Genomic DNA, 17,234 nt, shown 5'->3' with positions numbered 1-17,234 from the left:
GGCTGGATCAGGCGCAGTGTATGCCATGGTGCCGCTGATTCAACGACGTATGACTGGACAAATTGCCGGCATGGCTGGCGCCTTTGGCAATGTTGGTGCAGTTATTTTTTTAACGGCAAATGCCAAGCTCAGTTATGATCAATTCTTCATGTTCATCGGTGTAGTTGCAGGCATCGTATTGTTGCTGACACTTGCGTTTCTGGATGAACCGGAAGGACAGATGGCCGAAGTCCTGGAAAATGGCACCGTCGAACTCATTGATGTCAAATAACAGAATAGAAAGAGCCGGCCATAGTGTCGGCTCTTTCGCGGAATTTATATGACAGACAACCATTTTGTTCAGATTGGTTATTTCAGTGACAAGGGTCTGCGGCCAATCAATGAAGATTGTTGCAGTGTTCATGTGCCCGATGAGGCCTCAATCACTACCAAAGGCATAGTCGCACTCATTGCCGATGGCGTGTCTTCCTGTGAAGCTGGGCAGCAAGCCTCACACACCTGCGTCAGCGGTTTTCTGAACGATTATTACAGTACGCCCGACTCCTGGACTGTGAAACATGCGGGACAGCAAGTCATTGGTGCGCTCAATCGCTGGCTGCATGCCAGCGGTCATAATTTTTCATCCTCTGCCCAGGGCATGTTAACCACGTTTAGTGCACTGGTCATTAAATCATCGACAGCGCACATCTTCCATGTTGGCGACAGTCGGATTTTTCACCTTCGCGGCAATGACATTGAATGTCTAACCCGCGACCACCACCAATGGAACAGCGGTTCAAAATCCTATTTGTGTCGAGCCATGGGTGCAGACGTCAACATTGAAGTTGATTACCTCGCTTGCCCAATCCAGATTGGCGACACATTTTTGATGACGACTGATGGCATCCACGAATTTCTGTCACCCAATAATTTACGCGATATTTATCATCAATTTTTAGATCGACCGGATGCTGCCAGTCAGGCAATTGCCGCTGCAGCAATCAAAGCAGGTAGTGATGATAATGTTACTTGCCAGATTATCCGAATTAATCAGTTACCGCGTCTTAACGAGGATGAGTTTTATCAGCAATTGGCAGAACTGCCATTCCCTCCCGAACTTGAGACTGGATTAATTTTTGAAGGTTATAAAATCATTCGCGAACTTCACGCTAGCAGTCGATCGCAGGTTTATTTGGCTCGCAATCTCAGCAACGACGAAGAGGTTGCGCTGAAAACACCCTCGCGCAATTTTCTTGATGACCCGCTTTACATCGATCGTTTTTTGCATGAAGAATGGGTAGCACGCCGGGTCGACAACACGCATGTATTGGCCATCAGGCCCAGCACCCAGCCGCGCCGTTTTTTATACTACGTGAGTGAATATCTGGATGGTCAGACACTGGAACAATGGATGAATGACCACCCATGCGCTGACATCAATCTTATGCGCGGAATAATCGAGCAAGTCATTCGCGGTGTGCGTGCATTCCATCGACTTGAAATGCTGCATCAGGACTTGAAACCCGCCAACATCATGATCAACCGTGATGGCGTGGTTAAAATTATTGATTTTGGTTCTGCCCATATTCCAGGCTTGGCGGAAGGACGCGGCCCATGGATAAGCTCATCACCGGCTGGCACCTGGGACTATGCGGCACCTGAATATTTTTTGAATAAACCCGCCAGCAATCGCTCCGACATATACTCGCTGGGCGTTATTGCTTATGAAATGCTAAGTGGCCAATTACCCTACGGGAAAATTGCTTCAGTTCGCAGCCTAACGCAGGCCAGGTACACGTCATTGCGCGACCTAAACGACGCTGTTCCTGCATGGGTGGATGCGGCGATTGAAAAAGCCACACAGATTAACCCCGAACTACGCTACTCGACCTTATCGGAATTTTTTGCCGATCTGTGCAAGCCCAATCCTGCACTAGTGAAAAAAAATTTACCCTTGATCCAAAAATCGCCATTGGCATTTTGGAAAACACTTGCTGGATTATTGTTGCTGGTCAATTTCCTGCTGTTGTTTGCGCTGCTTCACGACTAATTTCGCCGAATTCTCACTGCTTCTAGCACCGTCGCCAACAGAATCAGCACGCCACCGATCATTTCGATTTGGCTCATCTGTTCACCGCCAAATATCGAGGCTGTCGCTACCGACACCAGCAATTCGGAAATAAGAATGATAGAAGCGCGTCCCGCTTCCATATGCGTTACTGCCCACTGCGTCGCCAGGGTGGCCACCAACATCCACGCCAGACCGTAGCCCACCAACCAGAGCCAGTCGGCATTATCCACCTGAGGCACAGGCACGTTTCCGATCAGCAGATAAATCCCGCTCATCAGCGTACAGCCTAAAAATACCGCGCCAATTTTACCGGTCATCACCATGACCTGCTCTTTGCGACAGGCGACATTATTCATCGCAAATGCAAAACCCGCTGCCAGCGCCAGAACATCAATGGCGGTCGGTGGCGTCGAAAACATTTCCATGCCACCCAACACCAGAAAACCACCTACAATGGCTGTAGCTACTGCCAGCTTGCGCTGCAGATCGATTTTCTCACCAAGAAAAAACCTGCCCCCCAACACACCCCATACCGGCGCTAGGAAGAACAGCATCATGACGCGAATGACATCGCCTTCGACGATCGCCAGGGTAAAAGCAAAATTGGCGAAACCACCCAGCAACACCATTAGCAAAAACATGCGCCAATGCCGTCCGAGCCCAGGCAAGATCCGCAACAACATCGGCATAATCGCCAGGCTGGCAACACCAAATGCGACAAAAACCACCCACAAGCCGCCAATACCCGCAGCAGCGAAATATTTCAGCGGCATCCAGGTCAGCGCCCACAAGAAGGAGCTGAATAACAAAACGATCACAGGTACTGCTGGTGACATGCTTACCGCCTGATGAATGAACATTGAACGATTCGCCGCAATGGCGAATCATGGCGCCTGAATCCGCGCGGCCTATTCGTTGGTCGCAAAATACCCGCGCAGATCCATCTCAGCCATCAGTGAAGCAATGCCCTTGCCGATTAGCTGCTGCTGGGTCGCCAACAGCTTGGCAGGATCACTTCCCTGCAAGGTCAGTTTGGATTTGGCGACCAGTTTCTTGGTTTGCTGCTCGCCCTTGTAAGCAATCAGTTTTAGCTTGAGCTGGTGAATCACAAAGCCTTCAACTCTCGTGATATCGTCTGTCAGGGTCAATTCCAGTTTATGCTTCATTCCCGGCTGTACCTGCATCCCCAGGCTTGCCAATGTCTCGCTCGCCTGAGCACGCAACTGCTCAGCACCAATGATTTCCAGGCTGATTTTCTGGCCTTCGACTTTCTCTATGAACGGCAAATCGATTTTGGTCTCTCGTCCGGCAGAAACACTGAAACGACCACTGATGTCACGATGCTTTGCTGCTTTGGCCACAAAGCTGTATTCACCCTGCGCCAAAAACTCGCCCGACTCCCGTTCCAGTCCATCAACCTCAACCTGATAGTCATTCACGTCGCTGACAAAAATCACCTTGCCCTGATTCATCCGTTTGAGCAACTCGACCCGGCGTGCCTCCACCCAGTTGGCCATGGCTGGCGCGTCGACAATGTTTGCATTGGCAACACTGTGCAGCAGCGCACTTAACTGCTGACTGATCAATAACGCTTCCTGACGCTGATCGCCATTGAGCAAATCCAGATCGACGGCTAATTTTTCACGCATGAATTTGATGGTGTCTTCGACCGCTGCGCGATCCAGTCCGGCCACCACACGAATGGCGTTGCCGTCCTTGCGCTCATCAACATATTTGACGTTTTTGAACAGAATATCGGAACTGATTTTCTTTTTGCTGCGGATATTTTTGTTAACGTCGGCGTTGCTGACTGCCACGTCAGAACTGAACTCTGACTCGACACGGGAAATAACTTGTTGACTCAAATTTGTCAGTGCAGAGGCTTTGGCCTGGGCAATGTCGTCACCGGAACCCTCTGCCTGCAATACAAAGTTTGCTGCCTGTGTCGTCGAAAACGTTAGCAGCAGTAGTAACGAAAAAAAAATGCGGTAGCTGATCATGCGCTCACCCTAAAAATCCGCCTGCGAATGCAGGCGGATTTCGCTTTTGTGCAAAAAATCAGGGAGCCGTTTTGGAGATTTCGGCAGCCAGTTCATCAAATGACTTTTTGGCCTGGAATTGCTGCCACAACGCCTGGTCGTTACCCATGCTGGTCTTGAGCGCGGAAGCTGCGTTGCGTTCAGCCATCGCTGCATCCAAGCCCATCAGTACAAACAAACGACCATCCGGTGCGGTGCGGCTCTTGTACACTTTCGAGCCTTGCAACGTTTGATCGGTAATGGTTTTCAGCGTGCTGCTCGCGGCCGCATCCACCGTTTCGGTAACACCTACGCCAGTGGTACCCAGGTATTTTTTGACCATTTTCTCAACGCGCGTTTTGAACTGCTCGGCCAGACGACCGCGCGCATCCGCTGCTGCCATGTCTTTCTGGAAGCTGATGCCTGCGTTGGTGGCCTCAGCAACACCGACGGCCTGCACTTCCAGACCAGCAACAGGTTCGTCACACACCCAGCCAGGTGCCGCTTCTTTGGTGTTGGGGAACACGCAATCGGGTTCGATGTCCGCTTCGCGTACAGGCTTGCCGCCGCAACCGGCCAAGGTCACAGCCACACCCAGCAGCAGAGATAATGCGATTAATTTTTTCATGGTGATCTCCTATTTCCTCGTTGCTGAAATTTATTCGACGTTGATTTCAATGTCGCCACTGCCGGCTTTCAGCACCAGCAACGTACCGGATTCCATTTCACGTTTCAGCTCACCCGGGCCACGATATTTGCCGTTGAGTTTTTCCATCAGGTCAAATGCGTTGGCTACATCTTTCACTTTCAGCTGATACTGGAACGTGCTCTTGCCTGCAGCCAAACGCTTCACCGTGCCGCTGGCTACCGATTTGAGTGCGCCGTATACCGCGGCATCCACCTGGCTACCCTGTGATTCGGTGGTAAACACGACCACCTTGAAGCTCTTGCCCTTGGCTGCATCTTCCAACCAGGCTTTGCGAATTTGCGAAATCAGCTTGTCAGCCACGTCGTTGGCCGCTTCCTGGATCAGCGAGTCATAACCTGACGATGCGCGCTCAGACGAGTGACCTGTGGTTGCTGCCAACTGACGGCCAGTGGATGTTTCAAACGCCTTGGCAGTCACGGATGCTTTTTTGGTACCCACGCCACTGACTTCGCCCAACTGGGTGTTGCTCTTGACGTCGATGTACACATCACTGCCGGATTCCAGTGCCCAGGCGTAGGCCGGATCAACATTGCCTGACAACTTGGCAACTTTGCCGATCAAATCATTGAGCTTGCCTGACTGCTCCACCACGTTCACTTCAAAACTGCGGTCGGTCAGGTATTCGCCGACGGTGTTTTTAGCCACGTCCACATTGCCGGACGAGTCTGACGCCACGATCGAAATGCTGGGCAAGCCTACTTGATCCACCAGATCACTGGTTGAGGAAATGACCTGTTTGTCCTGCAGATAATCACGCAACATCTGCACATCAATGCGAACCAGAACTTCGACCACGGTGGATTCACCGACTTTCTTTTTGGATTTCAGATCGCTGGTGAAACGAATGAAACGGTCATACGAACCATACAACTCCTGCTCGAAACGCGCCATGTTGTTGCGCTCTTCAGCGGTTTTCAGCATGGGTTTGTCGCCGGCATTCAGCAAAAACCAGATCGCGGCCTTACGTGCATCATCCAGCGCAGCCTCTACCGTGCTGCCCTTACCACTGGCACGCAGCATGGTTTCAGTGGAACTGGTGCTCTCAACTTCCTGTACCTCGTGGCTCTTTGGACGCAGATCCACAGGCTCAACTTTTTTTGGTGCACTGCTGCAACCCACGATCAGGGATGCGGTCATCAGTGCCAACAGAATACGTTTGTTTTTCATTCCATTACCTCATCATAGATGCAAGACTGCCAATCGAACGAATATGGAAGGACACGCCGACCAACGCAGCCCACCCGCCGACAACATCGGCATTGGCCGTGGGTGCATCCTTTTGTTCCGCTGTCGATGCCACTGGCTCGTAGTAATCTACGTTAGCAAAAATTTCGGTGGTAGGCGAAAACATATAGCCCAAGTTCGCCCCCAGCTTGAATGCTCCCGACTTGACATCAATCTCAGCCGCGCCATTTTTGCCCACTGCGTTCAAATCAATGCCACCGTAACCATAGTTAAAACCGGTGTACAAACCAGATCCCAGGTTATAGCGATGCGCAACTGACAATCCGTAGTATGAAATCGTTGGCGCGGTATGGGTAACCACACCGTTACGGCTGATGTCTTCACCGCCCGCACCGAGGAACAAATCAAGAGCCAGCCATTTTTCCGAGAATGCGGCCTTGTTGAACATATAGCCCAGGTCCATTTTCACACCCAGGAACAAGCCTCCCATGCTTCCGCCCCCGGCAGCCGGATCCTGATCGATTTTTTCCAATGTATAGGGCAATGTGCCGCCGCCTATATTGAAAAATACGCCGGTCCATGGGACTTCGCGCAGCTGATCCTTGTACTCCATCGCACCGTCTACCAACTGAAATTGGGAGCGATATTCGCCGGGACTGGTTTTATACAGATCCGAATCAGCCACCGCTCTTACCTTGCTCCAACCGGTTTGCTGTTTGCCATTATCGGTGGTCTGCGAAATGGTATACGGCGCATCTATTCGCAAGTCCTCGTTTTCACCCATGTTGCTGTAGAAATATCTGCCGTCAACTTCATCAATGGTGCCAAAGATGGAGAAATTGTCATCCTCCTTCAGTTTGGTATTGGCGTGTATACCCGCCGCTTTTGCTGCAGTCATGTAGGCACGTTCGAATAAATTGTCCTGACTGGTCTGTATCGGAAAAACGCCAACCACACGATCGCTGGCCGACGAGGAACCCGACTCGCCAACAATTTCATCGTAAACCACAAATTTGCCGCTCTCCGCGTCAAAGCGATGAATGAGCACTTTGACACGCATGGAGACACTGAACGAAATATTGAATACCGGCAAACCACCCAGACTGAGGCGGGTAATGGTAATTGAGCCGCCGCTTTCGTGGGCATAGAAAGAAAACACGAAAGCAGAATTCATCAATTTGCCAATCACATCGGCTGGCACGCTGGTTTCTTTGGCGATATCACTGAGGAAAGTTGCTTTTTCCTTGTCCGGCAACTCTTGATAACGCGCGTCCTTGGCCTTGATCAGCACTGAACCAAGCAGCGGCGCAATTTGCGCGTCCAGGTATTTGTCGACATCGCGCTTGAAGCTGTCATAGCTGCCAGTATCAAAACTAAACGGCGCTATATTGGCTTTTACATCCACGGTTTCCGACAAACTGGTGATGCTGATCGAATCGGATTTGATGGCCAACAAATCGTAGCGCTTGCCCGCCAGACGCTCCAGCAATTCAGCCGCAGCTTTGGCTTCCAGGGCTTTGTTTACCTCAAAGGTCCAGATTCCTCGCGGTGAACAGCGTTGATCATCCGTAGAGCAGTATATGATTGGCGATGTCACTCGGCGGCTTTCCATGCCGATATCTGCCAGCTCCATCTGTACCTTACGTTCATATTTGCGCTGACTGTCATCATTTTGCAGCGCAGTTTCCGCCATAACGTTTGCGGCAAACAACACGGACAGTGTGCACGCAATAACCGCGACCTTCATTTTTTCTTCCCTCACATGCGCGCGACTTCTCGCCGCCATCAATCCCAGTTAGTGTTTCGCAATATTTCTCGCGTCGCATAGCGTTAGATAAAAGCCATACTGCTGTCAACCCCTGTGACGCTCACTGCCAATCATCGCCATAGTGATGCGTTATTTCCTCGCCGGGTGCAATATCGCGCAGCGCGACAACCGTTAGATCGTCATAATAAATCGCATTGGGCGTCATCGAATGGTTGATATAGCGCATTTCATTGAGCACCCTGATGCCGGTCGAGTCATCCAGCCATAGCACATGCGGCCCATCCCGTCGGGTATAGCTGCCCTCAACCACGCCAATCACTGTACCCTCGGCAATGGCCTGACTGGCAAACAGCCCTACGCCATGAATCCCACTTTCACCCACTTCAACCATGTTCACCCCTTCTGTCAGACAATCCCTTATTCTGCCACAGCGACATTGTCCTGGCCGTTCAAGTTGATCGTTCACCGCACCGCCCGCTGAGGTACAATTCCCCTAGCCGTTATCTACCCTTTCAGAACTGTATGAATATTGATCAACTCGTGCCCTGGCAAGCCAATTTTGCCGACCGCTCACCGCTGTTTGCTCCCCTGGAGCCACTATTGAGACACTTTGCCTCACACCAGCAATGGCCCGAGCTGGCCGACTACCAGCAATTGCTTGCCGCCTGGCCCGATACCATCCGCACCCTAGGCGGCAACACCATCCGCGTTGTGCCCCAGGACGATCACCCAGAGCAGTTTGAGATGCACTACGCACCCCGCATTTATCTCAGCGGTGAAATCCAGACTCGCCGCCACAACTGGCACGACTTCTTCCAGTTTTTGAGCTGGTTTTTGTTTCCGCAAACCAAGGCCATTATCAATTCATTGCACCTGGAGCCCGCGCGGCAACGATATAACCAGGGGATTAAAGGCGCGCGCTCACCACTGGAAAACATGCTGTCGTTGTTCGATGAGGGTGGAGCTGTTGTCGTCAGCAGCAACGAGCAACTGCTGCAAATGGTCCGCGAATTTCGCTGGAAAGATTTGTTCTGGCATCACCGCACACAACTAACCCAACAGCTGCAATGCTTCACCTTCGGCCATGCGGTTTACGAAAAAGCACTGATGCCTTACGTGGGCATGACAGCCAATGCAATTCTGCTGACGGTCGATGATGATTTTTTTACCTTGCCACTCAACGAGCAACTGCAACAGGTTGATCGACAGCTCGCCGCCGTGCTGCAGCAAGGCCAGCAGTTCTGCAAACCAAAAGACCTGCATCCCTTCCCCATCCTGGGCATGCCCGGCTGGAGCGATGACAACCAGCAAGAGCACTATTACGACAACCAGCGCTATTTTCGTCCCGGCAGACGTGCTACAACTGGCTAGGAGTCCACACCAGGAGCACCCGCTTGTTAGCCCAGATACTGCGTCGATCGGTCAAACATCTACCTCCCAGTGTTTTGCGCATACTGGCCAATCAATGGCGACCTTTTCGCGCCTCCGGCATTCGCATTAGCCACGTCAGCAACGATTACCACTACATCCGCGTAGAAATGAAGCTGCGCTGGTACAACAAGAATTACGTCGGCACCCACTTTGGCGGGTCACTCTATTCGATGACCGATCCATTTTTCATGATGATGCTCATCAACATCCTTGGCGATGACTTTATCGTTTGGGACAAGGGCGCCTGCATTGACTTTATCAAACCCGGCCGTAGCACGGTGCATGCTGAGTTTCATTTCAGTAGCGAAGAAATCGCCCATATCCGGCAACAATTGCAACAACAACCCAAACTGATATTCCAAAAGACCGTGTACATTGTCGATGAAAGTGGCGAAAACATCGCCAAAGCTGACAAAATGCTGTACGTCCGTCACAAAAAGCCCTGGCCGGAAAATGTTTCCAGCACGAAACATTCTGTTTCGGAATAACTATAATCATTAACTTTTGTAAATAACGCCCTCAACCGCTCACGCTATTTCAGCACAGGCCGCCATATAAAGCGGTTTTTAACGAGGGATTTAACGTGTCTCCAGCCAAGCTAGAACAACACCTGCCGACACACTCCAGCAACGAACGTCGCCACTGGGACCAGAATCGCAAGATCGATATCGTTAACATTGGCGCAGGCGAGTTGTACGCTTCACAGCAGCATGAACTGATCTCCACCCTGCTAGGCTCATGCGTTGCGGTATGCCTGTATGACCCGATTAATAAAATTGGCGGCATGAACCATTTTAAGTTGCCACATCCTGGCAAAGAGCAGCTCAGCACCATCCCTCGCGCCAACTATGGTTCGTACGCAATCGATGCGTTAATCGAGAAAATAATGGGCCTTGGCGGCAAACTTAGTCATTTGCGCGCAGAAGTTTACGGCGGCGGCAGCGTCATCGACGGTTTGAACAGCAATATTGGCGAGAAAAATATCGAGTTTGCATTGGCGTACTTACAACAAAAAAATATTCCGGTGACTCAATGCGTTGTCGCAGGCACGCGTGCACAGCAAATCTTCATGCACCCATCCAGCGGCCATGTTTTCAGCGTTTGGCAGGGCCAGCGCTCTTTGAGTGAAACAAAAACTGCGGAAAAAATCTATTTGGAAGGCCTTCTGCAACAGAACTGATTGCTACTGCAGAGAAGTAATTCAGGCTATTCTGCGTTCGCCGATAATTCTATCAACCCGGTTAGCTATGGGTAGCTGCAAGTAAAAACAACTGCCTATGCCCTCACAGCTCTCAACAAACAACTTGCCGCCCATCTGCTCAACCAGCCAGCGACTGATCGACAGTCCCAAGCCGGTGCCGTCTACTTTGTAGTGATGCTTTCCCACCCGCTGGTATGGCACAAACAACTTTTCCATGTCAGCATCAGCGATTCCAATGCCGGTATCGCTGACGCAAATCAATAGCTGCGAATCTTCAAGCTCACAGAACACATCCGCCCTGCCATCTGCACGATTGTACTTTATCGCGTTCGACAACAAATTCAGCAGCACCTGGGTAATTCGACGTTTATCGCCCTGCACATAGACACCACGCACATCAGGCATCATACCCAGGGTTATTTGGTGATCAAAGGCAATTGGGCGAATCATTGTCAGCGCACTGCCCAGCACCTCATGCATGGATACCGGCCCTGACTCCAGGTTCAGTGTGCCGTTTTCAATCTGTGACAGCAGCAACACATCATTCACCAACGACAACAGATGCTCTCCGGCATTGCGGATTTCCGTTACGTAATCCAACTGCTCGGCACTCAATGAGACATCTCCAGTCAACAGATCCGTAAAGCCAATAATGGCATTGAGCGGGGTTCTGAATTCATGACTGATATTTGCCAGCCATCGGCTCTTCACCTGCATGGCTGTACTGGTAGAGTGATTCTGAATTGCTTTGCCTGTTTCGACAGTCGCTTGCGCCACGGTAGATACCACACGCGTCATCTGCCCATCAGATTTAGGTAAATGCCGCCATTCGCACACCAGTTCGCGACCATCCTTGGTACGATTACGTATGGTTTGCGCCACGGCTTGACCGCTCTGCAATACCTGTTCAAGTTCAGCAATAACGCGGGCACGCTCGCTGGGAGTACACAAGATCTGGAACAACGACCGCCCTAATGCCTGCGCAGCGGCATAACCGAACCATTGCTCGGCCACTGAATCCCAATGAAGAATATGCTGCGACTTGGCATCCCATTCCACTGTCGCCAGCATCGAAAATGCGGAAGGGGAATCAGCAAGCATAGACAAAACAATCCAGGCAGAAACTGTTACAAACCGTTACCCTCTGACAAAGAACGCCGACGATTTGCTGGTCGCTCATCACATCAATACTCCCTTGTCTCGCTCACATCCACAACCACCCGGGCCTGCCACAGGCACGGCATGCATCGTTTGAAAATAGGGAATAATTGCTGTTTTGGTACATCCGTGTTGTCCTTTGCAAGCATCCCTGAAATAGGTCAAACTGCCCGAAGCGACTTGTCCATTTAGCGGAATAGCTGTAAGGTTTTTTCATAGTACATTGGTGCTAACTGCTAGTTTTTTCCCGGTTTTAAACCGTTCTACTCATAACGGCGAATAGATCTCGATATTGATACTGACATGCTGAATTTATTCAAAAAAACCCCTTTGTTGCCCGAAGAGGCAGCCCTCTGGCTGCACCAAGGCTTCGGCTGGTGCCTGACGAACTTTGGCAGCGACGCCTTTGCGGGTAGCGCCCTGATCCAGCCCAATGATCAACATTTCCCCGGTCGGGAAAACTCGGTGCACGGTATGGCATCGCTGATACTCGGCCACGTCCAACGCCATGCAGGCCTGAGTCATTGGCCAGTACGCGCGGTAGACATCCACCAGATGCCAGAGGGTACACTCTCGGCAACAACAGAATTGGCGACCCAATCGTCCACCTGGCTGGATATTGGCTACGAACCCCAACAAGTCAGTGCGCCGGAGGTGTTGATTGCCAACTATGCGCACGTTCTGGCTCATCATCTGGGGCTTCAGGCCAAAACGCCCCCGCCCTGTGAAGCGGACCAGTGGCCGCTCATGACGGAATTGCTGGCCATCTACCTGGGGTTTGGCATCATGCTGGCCAATACTGCCAGCCCATACCGGGGCGGCGGCTGTGGCAGCTGCAGGTGTGCCGCCACGGAACGTCAGGGCTTTTTGTCGCAGGACGAAGCGACCTACGCGCTCGCCATGTTTTGCTCGCTGAAACAAGTTAACGAGAAAGAAGTGACCACGTATTTGAAAAGTTCGCTGCGGCCTTTTTTCAAAAAGGCCATGAAGGAACTCAGCCAGACCAATTCAAATCTGCACGAGCTGGCCCAAATCAGCAGCCAGCCCGCGCTGCGGTTTATTACTGTGAATCCTGCGCCGAACTAAGCACCGGCGCTCCCAGCTGTCTGAGTTGCGCCCGCTGGCTCTGGGCCTGCAGCAACACTTCTTCAGCCAGCTTGGCCAGTTGCTGCTGATCCAGCTTTTCCGATTTCAGCCTTTTTACCAACTCGCCGAGCTTATCCTCGCTGACGCGAGACTCTTGCTCAATAAAGCGATCCAGGGTTGCCAATTGTTCCTTGCGGCTGTTGAGCGATGCCTCGATCGCTGTACGCGCCACCCGCTCCTGATCAAGATTGACTTGTACCTCGACCAGCTTTTTCACCTGCTTTGCCTGATCCGCTGCGCTGCCAACCAGCGCACTGTGCCGGGTCAATTCAATTTCCAGCAGTTTTATCGTTTTATCCTGAGCCGCCAGTGTCTCTGTCAAGCTGGCTATTTCCATACCCAGCTTGTTGCGCTCAAAGCGCTGACTTTGAGCGATCAATTCCGGCACTGAGGGGAACACCAGACCAAACGCCTGCTCGTTATCTTTGACAATCGACGTCAGCACACTGATTTTTTGCATTGCCTTCGCATCCGTACCACCGGAATTGGCATATTCGAGCAACTTGGCCAAAATCTCGGTCTGCAACTCCCGCTGGCTCTTTACCCGTTCGGCATCAATTTTGGCGTTTTCGATTTGCTGATTAATTTGCTCGACGGTGGGCGGACCAAACAAGGCGGCAACCAGCACGGTGATCACCGAGGGTTTTAGAAACGCATCGGCTGCCCTCTGCAGCAAACCGCTCGCCACAGGCACCACTGCTTCCTCTTTTTCTTCTTTGGCATCAGACATCTACCCTTCCCTCCGGCTTCAATGGCAAGCGCCATACTCTACGCCGCTCATCACAAAAAATCACCCTACCCATCCGGATGATTGACAAAATACCCGATAAATTCCATAATTCGAAACATGTCGAACTGTACAATTAACCACCAGCAACTCGCGCTTATTTTCAAGGCCCTGGGCAATCCCCATCGCCTCGCCCTGCTGCATCGCCTGGTCAGCTGTTGCGCCCCCGGTACACGCTGCAATGCCGAACAAGCCATGGGGGTTTGCGTTGGCTCGCTGGGAGATGGCCTGGAAATCGCCCCGTCGACCCTCTCGCACCACCTGAAGGAGCTGCATCGCGCCGGCCTGATCCAAATGGAGCGTCAAGGTAAAAACGTCGTATGCTGGGTCGATCCGGAGCCGCTGGCCCAGATCGGCGCCTTTTTTAACATCCCTGTCCCGCAAGGAGAAACGTCATGAGTCAATGCTGCCCCCCGGCCAAACCCGACACCAATCACGCGCAACACGATGACCACCGCCAGCAGGTTCGTGATGCCTACAGCAAAGTTGCCCAGGCCAGCAATGCCGGCAGCAGCTGCGGCCCGGAATCCAGTTGCTGCGGTGTTTCCGACGATGCTGCCATCAACACCCTGATTTCAACCCGCCTGGGTTACAGCGAAGATGACCTGGCCACCGTCCCCAGCGGCGCCGACATGGGCCTGGGCTGTGGCAACCCCCGCGCCATTGCCTCGCTGAAACCCGGCGAAGTGGTCGTTGATTTGGGATCAGGCGGCGGCTTTGATGCTTTTCTGGCGGCACGCGAAGTGGGCAACACTGGCCACGTTATCGGCGTGGACATGACGCCAGATATGCTCAGCAAAGCGCGCAACAATGCAGTGAAAGGCAAGTTCAACAATGTTGAATTCCGTCTGGGTGAAATCGAACATCTGCCTGTGGCCGATGACAGCGTCGACGTCATTATCTCCAACTGCGTCATCAATCTTTCACCCAACAAACCGCAAGTTTTCCGCGATGCGTTCCGCGTGCTCAAAGCCGGTGGTCGTCTGGCCATTTCTGACGTGGTCGCTACAGTCGAACTGCCCGAATCCATGCGCAATGATCCACAGCTAATTGCCGGCTGCATGGGTAACGCGTCACTGGTTGAAGAACTGCAACAGATGATGCAGGACGCAGGCTTCAGCAATATCCGCATCGAGCCTAAAGATGAATCCAAGGAATTCATTCGCGACTGGGCACCAGGTCACAACATCACCGACTATGTTGTGTCGGCCACCATCGAAGCCATCAAACCCAAACCACGCTGCTGCCCACCTGGCTGCTGCTGATGATAATCAATCCCGCCACCCATGATCGGGTGGCGGGATAAATCCGGCACATGCGTCTAGCCTGTTTTTTTCAACTTTTCTGGCGACTGTTCCGCAATCCAGATTCGTGATCGCCCGTGACGCTTTGCCTCGTAACACGCGGCATCAGCACTTGCCATCAATTGCTCCAATGTCAGTCTCGCCAGCATCTTTTGTACACCGATGCTGACCCCAACCTGAAACTTTTTCCCTTCCCACTCGAATTCATACCCAGCAACAGCATTCACAATACCATCGGCGATACATGCAGCATCTTGCAATGAACAATTTTCCAAAATAATGGCAAACTCATCACCACCCGTGCGTGCAAAAATATCACGCTTGCGTAGCCGCCCCTGAATAAGCTCACATGCGTTCTTTAGCAATTGGTCACCCGCCGCATGCCCGGCTGTATCGTTTACAGTTTTAAAGTGATCCAAATCCAGATAAAGCAGACAGTGATTATTTTCCCCATGGCTTTTCAAAACTTCTTTCAGTCGCCGTTCAAATTCAGTGCGATTGATCAACCCGGTTCCAGCATCGTGGGTGGCCCTGAAACGCACATCTCGTTCTGCCTCCAACCGTTCACTGATATCAAAAAACCGTACTACGGCTCCCAAGCATCGTCCGTTATTTTTCAGCGGGCGCTCGGTGTATTCCACTGGCACCGAACTTCCGTCTGTTCGCAACAATCGATAGTAATACTCATTCTCTTCATACTGAAAAAACTGTTGCATGTTCATACCCAGCAACTGATGACTGTCGCCACAGCCAAACATAGTTGCACAAGCCGGATTTGCAAAAGTACAACTCCCGTTGAGATCTACCCCAAAAATGCCATCGGCAGAAGACTCCAGCAACAATCGAAACTTTTCCGCCGTATTCGCCAGGCGTTGCTCAAAATCCTGTCCCACCCGGTAGATATAAACCGAAACAAAAATACTCAAAACCATGGCAATACCCACCAGCTTCATGGCTTCAGCCTCAAACGGCTCGCGAATTTCCTCTAAATCAATTTTTGCCACCAGCCCAACATTCAACCCATCCACCCATTCATAGGCAGCCAATACCGGCTCGCCACGATAGTCCAATCCCTCCATCACTCCACTGTTTTCTGCAATTGCCCGCCGCGCAGGCATGGCCAGTTTGGGATTTTCAGGCAGGGGAATAAATTGTTGCTGCGCGCCGAACCGTTGGCGATTCAGAAAACCACCACCATCAGGTGCGGCAACCACCAATAACAACTCATCCGTCTTGCCAAACCCCTGATAGGAATTTTGCGCATCAATTAATTGACTGAGCGTTGCCGCAGATGCGCCACCAGGCATGACATCTTGACTCTCGACAGCATCAAAACGCTGCACCGCGCGAATCAAATTTGCATTGCTACGCACCACGTTTACTAGATTGTTTTGATACTGGCGATATGCCGATTGATAAAGCAGAACCAAACTAATACAGACTACAAACAGCAGCGTTAAAAATACCACTGCGATAAGATTAAGCTTACGGCGACCGTTCATGGCAGCCCCTCGTGCGTTATATTTAACGCCGCATCCCTGTTACCGTCCTCTCCCCCGTCCTCCGTACCTCTTGTTTTTCGGACGACAGACAAACAATAAAAGTTAAAATTTGTAAACGATCTTCGATCGTATAGCGAAATTAATTCACGTATGATGTAACCAACTCAGTACCGTGAAGAATTATGCGCCTATACCACGTTTGTTTTAATGTAATGGTCTACCTCTCTTTGACTTTCTTTGGTTCCGCAGTCAATGGCTCACCAATGCCAGTCACCATTTCCAAAGAGGACACCCAACGCATCGGCCAGCAGATTTGGCAAAATGAAGGTGCGGGTAAAACAGAAAACCTGCTGGTGTGGAATGCTGGCGAAGATTTCCCATCGCTGGGCATCGGCCATTTCATTTGGTTTCCACAAGGTGTTCAGGCGCCTTTTAAGGAAAGTTTTCCGCAGTTAATTCCGCTGTTGAGCAAACATCCGTTGTGCCCAGATTGGCTCAAAACCCAGCGCACAGCGCCTTGGCAATCACGCGAACAATTCCTGGCCGAACGAAACAGTGCAAGAACGCTGCAATTGCAGAAATTACTGCAGCATACTTTCACCGAGCAAATGCAATTTATTCTTCAACGCTGGCAGCAAAGCCAACCTGCCTTGCTGGCCCACGTTACCGATGCCAAGCAGCGACTGCTGATACAACAACGCATACAGCAATTGCTACAGCAGCCTGCCGGCGTTTATGCGCTGATCGATTATGTGAATTTCAAAGGTGAAGGCATCGCAGAAAAAGAGCGTTATCAGGGCGAAGGCTGGGGGTTGTTGCAGGTTTTGCTGGAGATGAAATCCGACAGCCGTGATCCGGTCGCTGAATTTTCCCGTGCCGCTGACGTGGTGCTGACTCGGCGGGTGCACAATGCGCCGCGTGATGAAACGCGCTGGCTGCCCGGCTGGCGTAAACGATTGCAAACTTACACACAAA

The 17,234-nt window shown here is 51.5% G+C and carries 18 protein-coding genes; 9 read left to right on the top strand and 9 right to left on the bottom strand.

Annotated features, from left to right (window positions below):
* On the top strand, window positions 1-271 hold a 271-nt coding region (locus OEW58_12475; protein MDH5302165.1), incomplete at its 5' end, for an MFS transporter.
* Between the two features lie 48 nt (window positions 272-319).
* Window positions 320-2,029, top strand: a complete 1,710-nt coding sequence (locus tag OEW58_12470) for a protein kinase (protein ID MDH5302164.1) — start codon at window positions 320-322, stop codon at window positions 2,027-2,029.
* Here OEW58_12470 and OEW58_12465 read toward each other — a convergent pair.
* From OEW58_12465 to OEW58_12440, 6 genes are all read right to left on the bottom strand, one after another.
* A complete protein-coding gene (locus OEW58_12465; protein MDH5302163.1) occupies window positions 2,026-2,886 on the bottom strand; it encodes a DMT family transporter in 861 nt (286 codons plus the stop codon). The genes OEW58_12470 and OEW58_12465 overlap by 4 nt on opposite strands.
* Window positions 2,887-2,958: 72 nt before the next feature.
* On the bottom strand, window positions 2,959-4,050 hold the full coding sequence (locus OEW58_12460) for a hypothetical protein (GenBank protein MDH5302162.1): 1,092 nt from the start codon (window positions 4,048-4,050) through the stop codon (window positions 2,959-2,961).
* Between the two features lie 58 nt (window positions 4,051-4,108).
* Window positions 4,109-4,696 (bottom strand): LPP20 family lipoprotein, encoded by a 588-nt coding sequence (locus OEW58_12455; protein ID MDH5302161.1) that lies wholly within the window; start codon window positions 4,694-4,696, stop codon window positions 4,109-4,111.
* 30 nt (window positions 4,697-4,726) lie between these two features.
* Window positions 4,727-5,944 (bottom strand): DUF6175 family protein, encoded by a 1,218-nt coding sequence (locus OEW58_12450; GenBank protein MDH5302160.1) that lies wholly within the window; start codon window positions 5,942-5,944, stop codon window positions 4,727-4,729.
* A gap of 4 nt (window positions 5,945-5,948) precedes the next feature.
* Window positions 5,949-7,709, bottom strand: a complete 1,761-nt coding sequence (locus OEW58_12445; GenBank protein ID MDH5302159.1) for a porin family protein — start codon at window positions 7,707-7,709, stop codon at window positions 5,949-5,951.
* A gap of 121 nt (window positions 7,710-7,830) precedes the next feature.
* Complete coding sequence (locus tag OEW58_12440; protein ID MDH5302158.1) at window positions 7,831-8,121, bottom strand: SET domain-containing protein; 291 nt, start codon at window positions 8,119-8,121, stop codon at window positions 7,831-7,833.
* Between the two features lie 131 nt (window positions 8,122-8,252).
* Here OEW58_12440 and OEW58_12435 point away from each other — a divergent pair, with 131 nt between their 5' ends.
* The 3 genes from OEW58_12435 (at window position 8,253) to OEW58_12425 (ending at window position 10,341) form a co-directional block, all read left to right on the top strand.
* Window positions 8,253-9,101, top strand: a complete 849-nt coding sequence (locus OEW58_12435) for a DUF3025 domain-containing protein (protein MDH5302157.1) — start codon at window positions 8,253-8,255, stop codon at window positions 9,099-9,101.
* A gap of 23 nt (window positions 9,102-9,124) precedes the next feature.
* Window positions 9,125-9,649, top strand: coding sequence for a DUF4442 domain-containing protein (locus tag OEW58_12430; GenBank protein ID MDH5302156.1), 525 nt, complete (start codon window positions 9,125-9,127; stop codon window positions 9,647-9,649).
* Between the two features lie 95 nt (window positions 9,650-9,744).
* Window positions 9,745-10,341, top strand: coding sequence for a chemotaxis protein CheD (locus OEW58_12425; protein MDH5302155.1), 597 nt, complete (start codon window positions 9,745-9,747; stop codon window positions 10,339-10,341).
* A 21-nt stretch (window positions 10,342-10,362) separates the two neighbouring features.
* On the opposite strand, the gene OEW58_12420 is transcribed toward OEW58_12425, so the two are convergent.
* Window positions 10,363-11,463: a PAS domain-containing sensor histidine kinase gene (locus OEW58_12420; GenBank protein ID MDH5302154.1), complete on the bottom strand. Its 1,101-nt coding sequence runs from the start codon at window positions 11,461-11,463 to the stop codon at window positions 10,363-10,365.
* A 360-nt stretch (window positions 11,464-11,823) separates the two neighbouring features.
* Here OEW58_12420 and OEW58_12415 point away from each other — a divergent pair, with 360 nt between their 5' ends.
* A complete protein-coding gene (locus tag OEW58_12415; protein MDH5302153.1) occupies window positions 11,824-12,606 on the top strand; it encodes a hypothetical protein in 783 nt (260 codons plus the stop codon).
* On the opposite strand, the gene OEW58_12410 is transcribed toward OEW58_12415, so the two are convergent.
* The gene (locus OEW58_12410) at window positions 12,581-13,396 is read right to left on the bottom strand and encodes a hypothetical protein (protein MDH5302152.1); all 816 of its coding nucleotides are present in this window, start codon (window positions 13,394-13,396) and stop codon (window positions 12,581-12,583) included. The two genes, OEW58_12415 and OEW58_12410, sit on opposite strands and share 26 nt — an antisense overlap.
* 117 nt (window positions 13,397-13,513) lie before the next feature.
* Between OEW58_12410 and OEW58_12405 the strand changes: the two genes are divergently transcribed.
* Window positions 13,514-13,852, top strand: coding sequence for a metalloregulator ArsR/SmtB family transcription factor (locus tag OEW58_12405; GenBank protein ID MDH5302151.1), 339 nt, complete (start codon window positions 13,514-13,516; stop codon window positions 13,850-13,852).
* Window positions 13,849-14,718, top strand: coding sequence for an arsenite methyltransferase (locus OEW58_12400; GenBank protein MDH5302150.1), 870 nt, complete (start codon window positions 13,849-13,851; stop codon window positions 14,716-14,718). The genes OEW58_12405 and OEW58_12400 overlap by 4 nt, the downstream gene beginning before the upstream one ends.
* A 56-nt stretch (window positions 14,719-14,774) precedes the next feature.
* Here the strand turns inward: OEW58_12400 and OEW58_12395 are convergent, their stop codons facing one another.
* Window positions 14,775-16,259, bottom strand: a complete 1,485-nt coding sequence (locus tag OEW58_12395) for a diguanylate cyclase (protein ID MDH5302149.1) — start codon at window positions 16,257-16,259, stop codon at window positions 14,775-14,777.
* 263 nt (window positions 16,260-16,522) lie between these two features.
* Between OEW58_12395 and OEW58_12390 the strand changes: the two genes are divergently transcribed.
* On the top strand, window positions 16,523-17,234 hold a 712-nt coding region (locus OEW58_12390), incomplete at its 3' end, for a hypothetical protein (protein MDH5302148.1).

The organism is Gammaproteobacteria bacterium, assembly GCA_029884425.1.
Classification (GTDB): domain Bacteria; phylum Pseudomonadota; class Gammaproteobacteria; order S012-40; family S012-40; genus JAOUHV01.
The sequence above is the reverse complement of the archived record's forward strand: the minus strand, read 5'-3'. Positions and strand labels throughout refer to the sequence as shown.

Excerpts from the sequence above, each read along its gene's own strand:
- OEW58_12470 (MDH5302164.1), top strand. The coding sequence starts at position 320 with ATGACAGACAACCATTTTGTTCAGATTGGTTATTTCAGTGACAAGGGT.
- OEW58_12465 (MDH5302163.1), bottom strand. The coding sequence starts at position 2,886 with ATGTCACCAGCAGTACCTGTGATCGTTTTGTTATTCAGCTCCTTCTTG.
- OEW58_12460 (MDH5302162.1), bottom strand. The coding sequence starts at position 4,050 with ATGATCAGCTACCGCATTTTTTTTTCGTTACTACTGCTGCTAACGTTT.
- OEW58_12455 (MDH5302161.1), bottom strand. The coding sequence starts at position 4,696 with ATGAAAAAATTAATCGCATTATCTCTGCTGCTGGGTGTGGCTGTGACC.
- OEW58_12450 (MDH5302160.1), bottom strand. The coding sequence starts at position 5,944 with ATGAAAAACAAACGTATTCTGTTGGCACTGATGACCGCATCCCTGATC.
- OEW58_12445 (MDH5302159.1), bottom strand. The coding sequence starts at position 7,709 with ATGAAGGTCGCGGTTATTGCGTGCACACTGTCCGTGTTGTTTGCCGCA.
- OEW58_12440 (MDH5302158.1), bottom strand. The coding sequence starts at position 8,121 with ATGGTTGAAGTGGGTGAAAGTGGGATTCATGGCGTAGGGCTGTTTGCC.
- OEW58_12435 (MDH5302157.1), top strand. The coding sequence starts at position 8,253 with ATGAATATTGATCAACTCGTGCCCTGGCAAGCCAATTTTGCCGACCGC.
- OEW58_12420 (MDH5302154.1), bottom strand. The coding sequence starts at position 11,463 with ATGCTTGCTGATTCCCCTTCCGCATTTTCGATGCTGGCGACAGTGGAA.
- OEW58_12415 (MDH5302153.1), top strand. The coding sequence starts at position 11,824 with ATGCTGAATTTATTCAAAAAAACCCCTTTGTTGCCCGAAGAGGCAGCC.
- OEW58_12410 (MDH5302152.1), bottom strand. The coding sequence starts at position 13,396 with ATGTCTGATGCCAAAGAAGAAAAAGAGGAAGCAGTGGTGCCTGTGGCG.
- OEW58_12405 (MDH5302151.1), top strand. The coding sequence starts at position 13,514 with ATGTCGAACTGTACAATTAACCACCAGCAACTCGCGCTTATTTTCAAG.
- OEW58_12400 (MDH5302150.1), top strand. The coding sequence starts at position 13,849 with ATGAGTCAATGCTGCCCCCCGGCCAAACCCGACACCAATCACGCGCAA.
- OEW58_12395 (MDH5302149.1), bottom strand. The coding sequence starts at position 16,259 with ATGAACGGTCGCCGTAAGCTTAATCTTATCGCAGTGGTATTTTTAACG.